Annotated in this window: 13 protein-coding genes, 4 pseudogenes and 1 riboswitch; of the genes and pseudogenes, 11 read left to right on the top strand and 6 right to left on the bottom strand. The window is 35.1% G+C overall.

Features of this window, described 5'->3' with window-relative positions; translation table 11 throughout:
• The first annotated feature begins 43 nt into the window (after positions 1 to 43).
• Together G6O70_RS12410 and G6O70_RS12095 are read left to right on the top strand one after the other, a co-directional pair.
• Positions 44 to 145: a hypothetical protein gene (locus G6O70_RS12410; protein WP_373566426.1), complete on the top strand. Its 102-nt coding sequence runs from the start codon at positions 44 to 46 to the stop codon at positions 143 to 145.
• A gap of 279 nt (positions 146 to 424) precedes the next feature.
• A complete protein-coding gene (locus G6O70_RS12095) occupies positions 425 to 601 on the top strand; it encodes a lipoate protein ligase C-terminal domain-containing protein (RefSeq protein ID WP_258236172.1) in 177 nt (58 codons plus the stop codon).
• Between the two features lie 223 nt (positions 602 to 824).
• On the opposite strand, the pseudogene G6O70_RS01270 reads toward G6O70_RS12095, so the two are convergent.
• Positions 825 to 1,909: pseudogene (locus G6O70_RS01270) on the bottom strand (Ldh family oxidoreductase).
• A 453-nt stretch (positions 1,910 to 2,362) separates the two neighbouring features.
• On the opposite strand from G6O70_RS01270, the pseudogene G6O70_RS01275 reads away from it, so the two are divergent.
• The 6 genes and pseudogenes from G6O70_RS01275 to G6O70_RS01295 all read left to right on the top strand — a co-directional run bounded on the left by G6O70_RS01275 (position 2,363) and on the right by G6O70_RS01295 (position 5,565).
• Positions 2,363 to 2,910 (top strand): annotated as a pseudogene (locus G6O70_RS01275) (GNAT family N-acetyltransferase).
• 187 nt (positions 2,911 to 3,097) lie between these two features.
• Positions 3,098 to 4,043, top strand: a pseudogene (locus G6O70_RS01280) (zinc-binding dehydrogenase).
• A gap of 44 nt (positions 4,044 to 4,087) precedes the next feature.
• The gene (locus G6O70_RS01285; RefSeq protein WP_187327480.1) at positions 4,088 to 4,603 is read left to right on the top strand and encodes an SAP domain-containing protein; all 516 of its coding nucleotides are present in this window, start codon (positions 4,088 to 4,090) and stop codon (positions 4,601 to 4,603) included.
• A gap of 74 nt (positions 4,604 to 4,677) precedes the next feature.
• Entirely contained in the window at positions 4,678 to 4,899 is a 222-nt protein-coding gene (locus G6O70_RS12100; RefSeq protein ID WP_258236143.1) for an SDR family NAD(P)-dependent oxidoreductase, read from the top strand.
• A gap of 58 nt (positions 4,900 to 4,957) precedes the next feature.
• Complete coding sequence (locus G6O70_RS12105) at positions 4,958 to 5,152, top strand: SDR family oxidoreductase (protein ID WP_233419171.1); 195 nt, start codon at positions 4,958 to 4,960, stop codon at positions 5,150 to 5,152.
• Between the two features lie 93 nt (positions 5,153 to 5,245).
• Positions 5,246 to 5,565, top strand: a pseudogene (locus G6O70_RS01295) (winged helix-turn-helix transcriptional regulator).
• Between the two features lie 254 nt (positions 5,566 to 5,819).
• On the opposite strand, the gene G6O70_RS01300 reads toward G6O70_RS01295, so the two are convergent.
• The 5 genes from G6O70_RS01300 to G6O70_RS01320 form a co-directional block, all read right to left on the bottom strand.
• Positions 5,820 to 6,662, bottom strand: coding sequence for an IS3 family transposase (locus G6O70_RS01300; protein WP_219934264.1), 843 nt, complete (start codon positions 6,660 to 6,662; stop codon positions 5,820 to 5,822).
• A 26-nt stretch (positions 6,663 to 6,688) separates the two neighbouring features.
• Positions 6,689 to 7,207, bottom strand: a complete 519-nt coding sequence (locus tag G6O70_RS01305) for a helix-turn-helix domain-containing protein (RefSeq protein ID WP_219934263.1) — start codon at positions 7,205 to 7,207, stop codon at positions 6,689 to 6,691.
• Between the two features lie 74 nt (positions 7,208 to 7,281).
• Positions 7,282 to 8,454: an SAM-dependent methyltransferase gene (locus G6O70_RS01310; protein WP_057870161.1), complete on the bottom strand. Its 1,173-nt coding sequence runs from the start codon at positions 8,452 to 8,454 to the stop codon at positions 7,282 to 7,284.
• A 101-nt stretch (positions 8,455 to 8,555) separates the two neighbouring features.
• On the bottom strand, positions 8,556 to 9,938 hold the full coding sequence (locus G6O70_RS01315; protein ID WP_083481942.1) for a TrkH family potassium uptake protein: 1,383 nt from the start codon (positions 9,936 to 9,938) through the stop codon (positions 8,556 to 8,558).
• Positions 9,939 to 9,961: 23 nt separating this feature from the next.
• Entirely contained in the window at positions 9,962 to 10,210 is a 249-nt protein-coding gene (locus G6O70_RS01320) for a hypothetical protein (RefSeq protein ID WP_057870159.1), read from the bottom strand.
• Positions 10,211 to 10,464: 254 nt separating this feature from the next.
• Positions 10,465 to 10,554, top strand: a riboswitch (TPP riboswitch).
• 117 nt (positions 10,555 to 10,671) lie between these two features.
• Between G6O70_RS01320 and G6O70_RS01325 the strand changes: the two genes are divergently transcribed.
• From G6O70_RS01325 to G6O70_RS01335, 3 genes are read left to right on the top strand one after another with little or no spacing between them, the layout of a single operon-like run.
• Entirely contained in the window at positions 10,672 to 11,232 is a 561-nt protein-coding gene (locus G6O70_RS01325; protein ID WP_057870158.1) for an ECF transporter S component, read from the top strand.
• Positions 11,233 to 11,234: 2 nt separating this feature from the next.
• Positions 11,235 to 12,638 (top strand): ABC transporter ATP-binding protein, encoded by a 1,404-nt coding sequence (locus G6O70_RS01330; RefSeq protein ID WP_233419183.1) that lies wholly within the window; start codon positions 11,235 to 11,237, stop codon positions 12,636 to 12,638.
• Entirely contained in the window at positions 12,639 to 13,313 is a 675-nt protein-coding gene (locus tag G6O70_RS01335) for an energy-coupling factor transporter transmembrane component T family protein (RefSeq protein WP_057870156.1), read from the top strand.
• The last annotated feature ends 109 nt before the right edge of the window (positions 13,314 to 13,422 follow it).

A 13,422-nucleotide genomic window follows, 5' to 3' on the forward strand; every position in this document is an offset into this window, starting at 1 on the left:
AAATGATTTGCAAATTAATGGTAAAAAATTCTCAGGTAATGCGATGCGCCTACAACGCGGAAGGATGTTTTCTCATGGAACCTTGATGTACGATGTGAATTTAAACGTAATTGCAAAAGCATTGAATGTACGAAAGATAAAATAGCAGCCAAAGGAATTAAATCGGTTCACAGCCGAGTTACCAACCTTAAGCCGTTTTTTACTCCTAACTATCAGCAATTAACAATTGAAGAATTCCGTGATACATTGGCACAAAAGATTTTGGCGTAACTGATTTAAACCAAGCCAATGAGTATTTTCTGGATGATACTGCCAAACAAGCCGTCGCGGATATAAATCATAAGATTTCAGTGATTGGAATTGGATTTACGGAAACTCACCGCAGGCTTCTATTCAGCACCGACAACATTTTGACCAAGGAACAATCGATTTTCGCTTACAGATTAAGCATGGTTGTATCAGCTACCTGCAAGTTTATGGTGATTTTTTTGGGCAAACTGATGTTAAAAAATTTACTGAGAAATTGATTGGTGTTCGTTATGATCGAGATGCTATTACTGAGGTTTTAGATAAAGTAGACTTACAACCCTTATTTTGGTAAGATTGAGCGACAGTCGATTATTGATTTGCTGGTAAGACAAGAATAGCTCACAAGAAGAAATGTATAATAAAAGCTGAGAAAATTTGAGTACTAATTCGAAATTAGACGAAAATTTTTCCCAGCTTTTTACTGTCTTTTTGTTTTAAATGAGGCTGTGCCAAAAGTTAAATTTTGACCCAGCCTCGCTAATTATTTCGTATAAACGTGTTCCATCTGTAGCATACTATTCTTTAATTTCTTGCGGTAACTTAATTGCAAATTTTTCGGCAATTGCAGTAATCTCTTGGATTGTTTTCGGATCTATGACAACACCATGCTTCGAATTATGGTCATAGTTACGATATTCACGGTCGCCAGAATCATAATATGGGTTCCTGGTATATGATCTAAATTCCGAATACGCTCAAACATTTTTTCAGCATTAGCTTTCAAAGTTGCTAAATCACCAAAAAAGCAGGGTTAATAACCATAAAGAATTGACTAAAGTCGTGCTTGCCAGTGTTGGTATCCGCCGAAATTGATCCTTGAGCTAAGATCCCCGTCAACAATTCAACAACTAACGAATTACCAAAACCTTTGTAGTTTGAATTTTCCTCCCGATTACCACCAAGAGTCAATACCCCACCACCGGATTGATGTTCCGTAAAGGCAACTTCAGATAAAATTTCAGCAGCTTTTTTCGAATCATGAATAATATTTCGCTCACGATCAATGGCCCATTCTCCAAAATTGGCTTTTGGTTCTTAGCCAAAACCATAATTTACCGCTAGAAACACTTGATGTCGCCCCATCAAAAACAAAAGGATGTGGATCAGCTGGGAAAGTAAAAGCAAAAGCATTTGAACCCAAGAAAGCTTCGATTGCATTAGTCGGTACAACGAGCGGTCGTGTATTAGTAGTCGAAATCCCAATCAAGCCTGCTTCGGCCGCTAAGCGAGAATAATACCCAGCTGTGCCAAAATGATTTGAGTTGCGAATAACGGCCATAGCAATATTAGTAGTTTTGGCTTTTTTTATTAGACTCTTAATTGCCAAAGCAGATGCAATCTGTCCCATATTTCCGTTAGCATCAAGTAATAGACTGGTATCCGTTTCTTTTAAAGTTTTGACCTCATTTTGTGGTTTGATAGTGCCATCTTTAACCATTCGGATATACCAATCAAGTCGTTGAATTCCATGAGAAGAAATTCCTCTTAAATCCGCATCCACTAAAGTATCAGCTAATAATGTGCCATCAGTAGCAGAAAAGCCAGCTTTTTGGAAGACTTCTTCTAAAAATTCAGTTTCAGCTGTAGCAGTAATTCGCATAAAAACACTTTCTTCTTTAATTATTTTTAAACAACAAACAAAAAACCCGTTCGACACTATTCTCATAGTGCAAGACGGGTTGACCGTGGTACCACTTGCTCTTCATTTATCATTTGATAAATCTCAATGACATAAATTGTCAAAAAAGATAACGGATTTTACCGATTGAATAGCTTACACCATTCAACATTAATTTGAGCTCATTTTCATCAGTCGTTACCTACACCTTTTCAGCTCCCGGTGCTCTCTCTAAAATAACAAAACTGAATCTCTTCTCAAAAATTATTTACGTTCATTAAAGAACAAAACTTGATAGATGTCAATCATGAAAAAATTAACTTTCAATGATCATTAGCTGGCAAGGTGTGCTTGATCAATCAGATACAAAAATAAATTGAAATTCAAAATGATACAACATATACTAAAACTAATATTTTTTTAAGGAGTGAAACCATGTTTACATACAAAATTGATTCTGAAGTTAGTCTAGCGTTACCCAGACCCAAATCGACGCCGCACCTCTTTTTCAAATTATTAAAGAGAGTCACGAAGAATTACAGGTTTGGTTGCCTTGGGTTCCCTCACTGAAAAGTATTGAAGATGAAGAAACATTTCTTAGTGGTGTCTTAAAAAACTTTGGTAATGAACGCTCATTAAATACAGTTATTCTATACCGAGACACCCCTGTAGGAATGATTAGCTTCAACAAATTTAACACAACAAACCAATGTGCGGATATAGGTTATTGGCTAGGAACTAAACATGTAGGTAATGGAATTGTTCACCGCGCCGTTGCCGGAATGTGTACGATTGGATTTACAGACTATGATATTCATAAAATCGAAATTCATGCAGCAGTGGAAAACGTACGCAGTAATCAAGTTGCAAAAAAAGCTGGTTTCCATCTTGATGGCTTACTTCGAGCAAACGAGTTGCTAGCTGATGGATTCCATGATGAAAATGTTTGGTCATTGCTTAAAGAAGAATGGGAAAAGCACTAGTTTCATGTCTTCAATTCTTTTCATTTTTACGAACTAACTCAACATCCAAAACATAAGTTCATCTAAACATTAAATAATATTTTTAACTATGAGCACCAGAGATCTATCTCTGTTTGACTCTTAGCAGTAACAATATTATTTTTATGTTATTCTGAAATTAGTAATAATTTAAAATTCAAGTGATAATATGAAAGCACTATATTTTAATAATTTGGAGATAACTCTGTTTTGAAGTATGGAAATATTCAGTCACCCAAATAAATGCGGAGCAAATATTAGTTAAAACTCAATTTATTGGATTGAATTTTGCCGATATTTATCGTCGACGTGGCACATATCACATTGAAAAACACCATCCTTACATTAAATGGTTACGAGGCACTTGGCGAAGTTGTTGCAGTTGGTAGCCATATTAATGACTTCAAGTTAGGAGATACTGTCTTCTTTGTTGATGTGCCTTCGCTAATGCAGAATATGTCAGCGTTCCGTCTGAAAATGCAATTATAGTCCCTGAAAACCTAGATCCAAAAATAATTGCTTCTGTTGGCCTACAGGGATTAACTGCTGATTTTCTAGCACATGATCTCGGAAAAAACCTTCCCGGTAACAATGTATTCATTCACGGCATCAGTGGCGGTGTTGGCCAGATATTGTCACAAATGCTAACCAGTGATGGTATAAATGTTTATGGATCACCTCAACACTTGCAAAGCAAACATTGGCTCTTCAACAAGGAGCGGTCAAAATTTTCTTAAGAAATACTCCTTGGAATCAGAATTTGAACGGAAAATTTGATACTATTTATGACGGTGTAGGAAAAACACTTGAACAGAGTCTAGCTCTTGCAACTAACAAAGGAAAAGTCATTTTTTATGGTATGTCTGGAGGAAATCCTCCAAAATTGATCCCATTAAACTATTAAATCAATCAAAAAGCATCCTGACTGGAGACTTGTGGGATTATCTGAGTATGCAATCGAACGAAAGAAGCGCAGTCAAAGATTATTTTCTTATTTTCAAGAAAATAAGATAAAGATTAGTGAACCAACAATTTTTTCATTAGCTGATGGTCAAAAAGCCTATGAGTATTTAGAATCTGGAAAAAGTGCTGGTAAAATTTTATTAAAGCCTTGAAAAAAATTTTAAAATGAATTTCAATATAGCAAATAAGGTGAATTATGCAATTAACAAAAAACGACCTAGCAAAACACTATTTTTATAAGACTGAATTAATCCAATTATGCCGTGAACGTAGATTACCAACATATGGAACAAAGGCTGAATTAAACTATTATTTATCTTGCTACTTAGATGGCATACCTTCAAAAGAAATCCAACCTCTACGCACAAATAATCGAAAAGCTCTAACAAAAACTGATATAAACTTAGAAACGAAATTAATTGGAGAAGGCTTCACGTTTAATGAGCACGCTCGTCTCTTCTTTGCCAACTATTATCATGTTAAAAAATTCAGTTTTAAAAAAGAAATGGCAATTATCAAACGACGAGTTGAAACCCAAAATCAGACAGAATACACTGTCAGAGACCTAATAAAAGAACTTAAGAATTCTAAAAAAATAGTTAACACACCAGAGGAACAAACTTATCAAAGGAACTCTCATCAAAATATTCAGCCGAACAAGTTGCTTTCCAACAGACTGATGTATCTAATGCAATATCTGTTGCTGATTTGAAACTTAAAACAAGTCAGCTATTTGGATGAGTTGATAGTATTATTAATAACGCCGTTATTTTTACCAAAGGTGCTTTGCATGAAGTTACCAAAGATGCTTGGGATCGAATCATGGCAATTGATGTAAAATCAGTTTACTTGATGACAAAAGAATTTGTACCTGACATGATAGAACAAAAAGCAGGTACAATTGTTAATACTGCTTCTATCTCTGGATTAACCGGTGATTATAATATGGCCGCTTATGATGCTGCTAAAAGGAGCATTAGTAAATCTGGTTCGTGCAATGGCCCTTGATTACGGTAAATATGGATTAGGGTTAACAATGTTAATCCCGGTCCAACAATGACCCCCTATGTTTAAAGCCAATCCTCAATCAATAATTGATACCTTCAAACAGGCTAGCCCACTTGGAAAATTAGCGGAAGCAGATGATATTGCTCGTGTTATGTATTTCTTATCCTCTGATGAATCTAATCCAATTACTGGTGAAAATATTCCTGTTTCTGCTGGCTTTGAAGTTTATAGCGGCCAACCCGTTCAAAAATAAGATTTTTAATCCAGAAACTATGTAACCCCTAAAAAAGTGTTTCAGTAAATATTAGAAATTATTTTTAATATTTAAATGCCCTTCAAAAGTTAGATTCAAGGTTGTCCTGTAGAGAGTACTCTTCAAATAATCTCCGGCAAATGGAAAGCAGTAATTCTGTATCATCTCATTAAGAATAAAATCTGCCATTTTGGAGAACTACAACGTACTATGAAAGATTGTTCTCGCAGAATGCTGGCACTTCAGCTAAAAGAGCCAGAAATTGATGGCATAATTGAAAAACTATCTATCCTGTAATGCCTCCAAAAACAGATTACAAATTAACTTCTTTTTGGAAAACACTAATTCCTGTAATTAAATCAATGGAAAAATGGGGGAACTTGTATAATCAAAGTGTAGACCGTAAAAAGTGATGTTACACTCAGAGATTCCCTACTAATAAGGTGAACTTAATACTTTTAGTTCTAAAAACAAAAAAAGACTGTGCCAAAAGTTGAATTTTGACTCAGTCTCACTAATTATTCTGTGTAGGCGTGTTCCTTAAGCAAAAACTTTCCGTCTAACTTCGAATTACTAATAGTAAAGTACCCGCCATGTTCGTAATTTCGAGTTAATACTCAAATTTTCCCGACTTTGTACTGCCTTAAAAAAGTTGGACATGTTTGTTTTAATTGTTAGTTAGATACTGTTTACGATATTCAACTGGAGTTAATCCATGCCGCTTAAGTGAAATTCGCTGGGTATTATACCAAGCAACATAATGTTCCACTAACGTACTTAGTTCATTGAGAGAAGTAACCTTAATGCGCCTTAAACATTCACGTTTAAGCATACTGAAAAAGCTCTCAACTGGGGCATTGTCTAAACAATTTCCCTTACGAGACATGCTTTGAATGAAATGATGATGTCTTAGTTTAGCTTGATAATTGGTCATTTGATATTGCCACCCTTGATCAGAGTGTAGAATTGGTTTAGTGGTTGCGGGAATCTTTTTAATGACTGTCTCAAGGGTTTGATCGATTAAAACACGATTGGGTGTTGAACTAACTTTAGCGGCTAAAACTTCATTACTAGCCTCATCAATAACTGTCGAAATATAACCCCATTTTCCACACGTAAGTTTAAACTGACTGACGTCAGTATGCAAAACAGTATATGGTTTATGGGCCTTGAATTGTTGCTTGAGCAAGTTAGGTACCACCTGTCCAACATGACCATGATATGAGTTGTACCGCCCAGAATGTTTTGAAAAAAGAGTAACTTTCAGACCCATAGAAAACATAATTTTACGAACAGTTTCTAGACAAAGTTTAACATGATGCTGTTTTAAAACAAATCTCATGCGACGATAACCATAAGTTTGATGAGAGCGGGCAAATTCTTGCCGAATAATTTGTTTAACCTGACGATATTTATCAGGCCGGTTTAGACAAGCTAAATGATAGTAATACGTCGAACGCGCAAGTCCCGCAACTTTTAAGAGCGTAATAAAGGGATAATCACGCCGCAATTCGTTAATTGTTTTAACTTTTAGTGCTATTTTTTGTTTCGAATTACGGCATCCAATTTTTTTAGATAAACATTCTCAATTTTAGTATAGGAAAGTTCCTGTTCTAAATGTCTGATTTGTTTTTGTTGTCTCTCTATTAACTGTTGTTCGGTCTTTTTCTTGGATGTTTCTTTCTTTTTCTTAACCATCTTGGGTCGTCCTATCTTAGATGAAATTACGGCTTTAATTCCAAATTGCCGCATTAATTTAAGCCAATTATAAACGACTGTGTGGCTGATATCAAAGTGGATGGCTGTTTTTTGAATACTGGTAGAATGGTTCAAGTAATAGGTAATAACCGCTACCTTGAAATCATTAGAATAGTGCCGGCGTTTAAGCTGTTTAAGTCCGGTAGGACCAAAAGCTTTATAACGCGACACCCAAATTACTAATGGAGTATCACTCGGCATCTTATATTTCAGACACAGTGTGTGGAGTGAATTTTCACCATTTAAATATTCTTTAACTACTTTCAACTTAAAGCTGTAGGTATAATTACGTGTCAAAAAAGCACCTCCAAAACTTGATTTACATGTCCAAGTTTTGTAAGGCACTTCACTTATGTCACACTCACTACTCTTTATTCATAAATATAATCGCGTGTTCGTGGTAAGTTCTTTCCACTTGGTCCCTTAGAAATCAAGTACTGAATACAATCAATATTGCCTGACTCAAAAGAAGCAGCACAAGCTTGCAAGTATAGATCCCACATTCGAATGAACTTCTCATCCATTTTTTCTGAGATTTCATCTAAATGCTGCTTAAAGTTCTCATCCCAAATCTCAAGTGTGTGTTGGTAGTGGCGTCTGAGCGTTTCTATATCAAAAACCTGCATTCCTGCGTCAATAATATGTTTCAAATTCTCATTCAGACCCGGTACATATCCACCAGGGAAAATATATTGGTTAATCCAACCATTATATGCTCCACCTTGTTGTCTGGTTATTCCATGAATTAAAGCAACACCATCATTACTCAAATACTTGGAAATCGTTTTGAAATAAGTTTCAAGGTTTTCCTTACCTACATGTTCAAACATTCCAACACTAGTAATGTAATCAAAGGGTTCATGTTTTAACTCGCGGTAATCTTCAAGATATACTTCTGCTTGACCTTCCAATCCCTCATCTACAATCCGCTGTTTAACAAATTTATACTGTTCTTCACTCAGTGTAATCCCAGCAACTTTCAGACCAAATTCCTTAGCGGCAGTCAGCATTAAGGTTCCCCAACCACAACCGATATCTAGCAATGTCTTTCCCCGCTGTGGATCCAATTTCTTAATAATGTGATGCACTTTATTCATTTGAGCCTGTTCTAAACTATCATCTTTGTGTTCAAAATATGCACAAGAATAGGTCATTGTCGGATCAAGCCATAGCTTATAAAAATCATTTCCCAAATCATAATGACTCTGAACATCATATTTGCTGCTTTTCTCCGAGTGCGATTGCTTCGGTAAAAATTTCTTTAGCTTGCTATTATAAAAGAAACTTTCAGCTGAATCATAAGCTGCTTTGACTAATTTCTGAATAGAACCATCAATCTGAATCCTACCATCCATATATGCTTCCCCTAAAGCAATTGATGCATTACGCATTATTTCTTTAACTGGAACAGCTTCTTTAAAAGTAATATTCACTTCTGGTGTTCCTTCACCATAAACTTCACTTTTTCCATCCCAATAAGTAACACGAACTGGAATATTAAAAGACTTACTCAAAATTTGCTTATAAAAAACCTTATCAATCACGGTAAAATGTCATCTGCCTTCCACTCACTTTTTGTTATTAAATAATACAATTCTAACACTAATTTTATTTTATTTCTAAGTAATGCGTACAAAAAATTTTTTTACCCAATTATAACTTTTTCTGTTGCATATCTATAATTAAAATCTTGTTCTTTCTTAGAAACAAATAGCATTAACATATACAACATTCCGACTCTCCCAACAAACATCAAAACAATAATCACACATTTGCCAACTAAAGTAAGCGAGCTAGTTATTCCCAGAGATAGACCTGTAGTTCCAAAAGCTGATGCGACTTCAAAAATTATTGAAATAAATGTTGCTTTCTCAGTAAAAGATAAAATTAAAGTTGCAGCCGTACACAATATCAGCGATAAATTGACAACCACAACTGCCTTTTGAATATCATCTTGTCCGATCCTTCTTCCGAAAATATTGACATACCTTCTTCCACGGATAAAGGACACCATATATAATATCAAAATTCCGATTGTCGTAGTCCTGACACCTCCACCAACTGAACTTGGACTAGCACCAATAAACATTAATATCGAAAATAATAATAAAGTTGTGGTTCGAAATCCAGTAAGCGAATCTAACTGAAGGCCTGCATTTCGTGTTGTAGCACTATAAAATAACGACGTAATTACTTTCTCACCCCACGGCATATGGATAAAACTATGTCCAACCTCCGACATAAAAATCAATACCGCACCTACTACAAAAAAAATAATCGCAAAGAGAAAAGCTAGTTTGGAAAATAATGAGAACCTATACTTTCCCTTACCATGTGTTCTTATCTTTAGAGCCATCCACTCACGAAACTCTGTTAGGACTGGAAAACCAATTCCGCCTATCAAAATCAATAAAATTACTAGTAACAAAAAAATATAATCATGTCGAAATGGCATTAGTGATTTGCCTGTTATATCAAAACCGGCATTAGTAACGGCTGAAATTGCAATATAAAAACCTTCGAAAAGTGCACTTTTTAAATCATACAAACTGTCTGTTAAATACAAATATCCTGAAAATATTATTCCGGCTATGAACTGTAAGGCCATCATTAATCCAAACACAGAGTATACTAAGCGAACAGTTCCACTCAATCGCGGTTGGTTCATATCGACTTGAATTAATTGCCGATGATGTAATGAAATTCTTTGTCCTGTTATAATCATTCCAACTGTTGCTATCACAGTAACTCCAAAACCGCCTATCTGGAACAAAAACTCCAACAAAAATATTCCATAATTATTATAAACTTCGTGAAGAGAAACAGTGCTAAGACCCGTTACACTAATAGTTGACACAGCCATAAAAAAAGTATCTAGAAATGATACCTTTACTCCTGGGTATCTAAAGAATGGTAGACATAATAGAAAAAAGGTTATCACAATCAATCCAAAATACGATGAAACTAATAATTGAATCGGGGTAAATCTTCCTCTTATTTTGGACAAAAAAGTCGTAATACTAAACATTACCTCATCTTTCCTTTACGAAATTATTTTAGAAGTTTCATCTTTGAATAACTGATTACAACTTTTTGTTTTAAGTCAAGAGCTGTCTCTGATCCTTTATACTCATCATCAAAATCAATTATTGCAGAATTTTTCAACTGCTTCTCAACAATTCCCTTAAAATGCTGTCTGTTAAAGATAAATGAAACATGTGTACGTTTTCGAAAAGCCTCACCTAACTTACTAACTTCTATTATTTGCTTATTTTGATTGTTTCTTTTCTCATCACTCATCGTTATTCCTCCTAAAAAAACCAAGCCTCTTTATAAAAAAGTCAGCTACTCTTAATAATTCGTCGCTGACTAACAACCTTAATTATAACGCTAATTTATAATTCAGACTAATACAGAGTTCGGTATTCTACCGTAATCGTGCATTTTAATGAATACATAGCTTCACAACGAAATTTAAAAAGTTACTTTATCACCTAGCATTTAGAACTTTACATTTCACACAATATTTGCTAGACTTAATTTGTTTTTAAGAGATTAACAAACTGGGGTGCCTAATTGGCTGAGAATTACCCATTGACCTGATCTGGACAATGCCAGCGGAGGGAGCTTTGTATCAATTGATTGTTATATTAATCAAAGCAAACAACCTGCCGGCATACTCATCACTGAGAGTATGGTGGCTTTTTTTCGCAATTCATTTCTTTTTGTTGTCTCCAAAATTTTAAAAGGGGCGATTTATTATGCAAACTGTTAATCATACTAAAAAGGGATGGTCTGTCAAAGATGTCATTTTCTTGGCAATCATCGCCATTTTCTTCGGAATTATCTATCAGGTTTGGAGCTTTGCCTATTACGCAGTAGCTGCAACACCGCTCAAACCATATGCCAATGACCTAACACTTGGAGTATGGATTATGGCCGGCCCACTAGCTGGGGTACTATTAAAAAAGGCAGGAGCATCCGTTATAGGGGAGTTATTAGCTGCTGCTGTTGAAATGTTGTTGTTTTCTAGTTGGGGAGCTTCTACCTTAATCTCTGGTTTTATTCAAGGAATTGGAAACGAGCTGGGATTTGCCGTTACAGGTTACAAAAATTGGGGAAAGCTCGGTCTTTTATTGTCTACGATTGGCTCAACTATTGTTACTTTTATTTGGGACTGGTTCCAAAGCGGCTACAGTGAATACCAAGTAGGATTGTTAATCAGCCTCTTTGTAATTCGCTTTATTTCAATTGGTTTCTTCGCTGGAATATTGGTATACTGGATAAAAAAATTAACAGATAAGTCTGGATTGATTAAATGAACATGTCCTTAAAAATAGAAGATTTAACTTTCACTTACGCAGCTGATTCCTATCCAATATTTGAGAATCTTAATTTTGAGTTGCAGCTGAATTCTTTTAACTTATTGCTTGGCCCTTCAGGAAGTGGAAAGTCTACTATTTTTAAGCTAATGTCTGGTTTATATCCACAATATAGTGGTATTAAACAAAAGGGGCACATCTTACTCAATGAGCAAGAAATTACAGATATTGTTCCTTTTGAGCGAGCACGACATGTTGCCATGCTTTTTCAGAATCCTAGTAGACAATTCACGATGAAAACAGTCTTTGAACAACTAGTATTTGCTTTAGAAAATATTCAATATCCCACTCATTTAATTGAAAAAAGGACACTGAATATCCTCAAAGAATTAAATTTATTTCAGTTCAAGGATCGAATATTACAAACACTTTCTGGCGGTGAACAACAACGCGTGGCCTTAGCAACTATTCTCGCACTTGATAGTCCCATCATTTTTTTGGATGAACCTTTTGCTAATATAGATTCTACTTCACGAGTCGAAATCTTAAATGAATTGAAACGTCTGCAACTCACGCAAAACAAAACAATTTTTATTTCTGATCATGATATTTCAGACTATGATGGTCTTGTTGACCACTTGTATAAAATCAAAGTCTCTGCGAAAAATTTAATTGAGTTACCGTTAACTGAACTTTCGAACCTACCGTCTCAACCTAATGTAGAAAAAAAAGACTTACCCAATAACTCAATTTTTTCATGGCAAAACCTAAGTTTCTCCGTGGGTGAGCGTTTGTTACTATCACCCAATTCACTTAGTATTCCTAAGGGATATATTGGTCTTTTATCTGGTGATAACGGTATAGGTAAGTCGACTCTCTTTGCCGCACTTTCGCACCAAAAAAAATACAGTGGTCATGTACTATACAATAACAAATCTTCTGAAAAAATCAGATTGCGTAATTGGGCAAAAATTGTTGCGCAGATTTTTCAAAATAGCAGTGATCAATTCATCAAACTCCATGTCAATGAGGAACTTGCACTCTCACAAGCAAACTCCCTTCATTCAGAATATTGGACAACTGCACGAGTTCAAGAAGCAGTTGAAAAACTTAATCTCACTCATGTGCTAAGTCATGTTAATTATCAACTCTCTGGAGGGCAACAAAAGAAAGTCCAAGCATTAGTCATGTTAATTATGTCTCAGCCTGTAATGCTTTTTGATGAACCTTTTGCAGGACTCGATCTTAGCTCCCTTGATAATTTGTTAACTCTGATTAAGCAAACGACTAAGGATCTAGAAATTGCAACATTAATCATTTCACATCAGCGTAGAGGTGTTATTGAAAATATTGATTACGAGTTCTTAATGGCTGGGCAGACTATCAGGCGATTGGAGGAAGATTAATTGAGTAGTAAAAGAATCAATCCTACAATCTTAGTAATTATTATGCTTGGTGTTGGTCTTCAAATTACATTTGCACATAGTGTCTCCACGAATATTGGAGTTGTTATTATTACTCTTATGTACCTTTGCTATTGCAAGACATCTGGCAAATTATTATTCCTAGCTAGCCTCTATGCTTTTCCATTAGCACTAGGAAGTTGGTGGTCGTTTATCGCATTTGGAACAGGAGATGTTTGGCATACTGCCTGGATTTATGCCTCTCGTGTTTACGCTTATCTCTATCTAGGAGCAATTGTTACATTGACAATTCCTATCAAGAATATTTTGTTGAGTTTATCACTCCATCTAAAACTATCTACGACCTTTGTTTACGGACTATTAGCTTCCTTCAATCTTTTAGGACGAATAAAACGACAATACAAAATAATTCGTTATTCAGCAATGATGCGTGGTACAACCTATCATTTTTGGAATCCTAGCCTTTATTTGCGAATCATTATTGTAGCCTTAAATTGGTCACAAGATTTGGCTGAAGCGATGACCTCACAAGGATTTAGCGAAGGAGCGCTGCGGACACTTACTTACAAGGACGATTTACCTAAATGGCAATGGGTACTAGCTATTTTTTTAATACTAATTTATTTCTTTATTTCTTTTTTGGTACGTCCTTGGTAAATTGTCTAAAATAATCGTTCTAAAATTATTATTGCTGAAAGAGAATAAAAGCTTTTTAGATCACAGAAATGAGAATATGATATAAGTAAAGCATCTCTAAAACTTGGAT

Origin of the sequence: Liquorilactobacillus hordei DSM 19519 (genome assembly GCF_019443985.1) — a bacterium.
GTDB lineage: Bacteria > Bacillota > Bacilli > Lactobacillales > Lactobacillaceae > Liquorilactobacillus > Liquorilactobacillus hordei.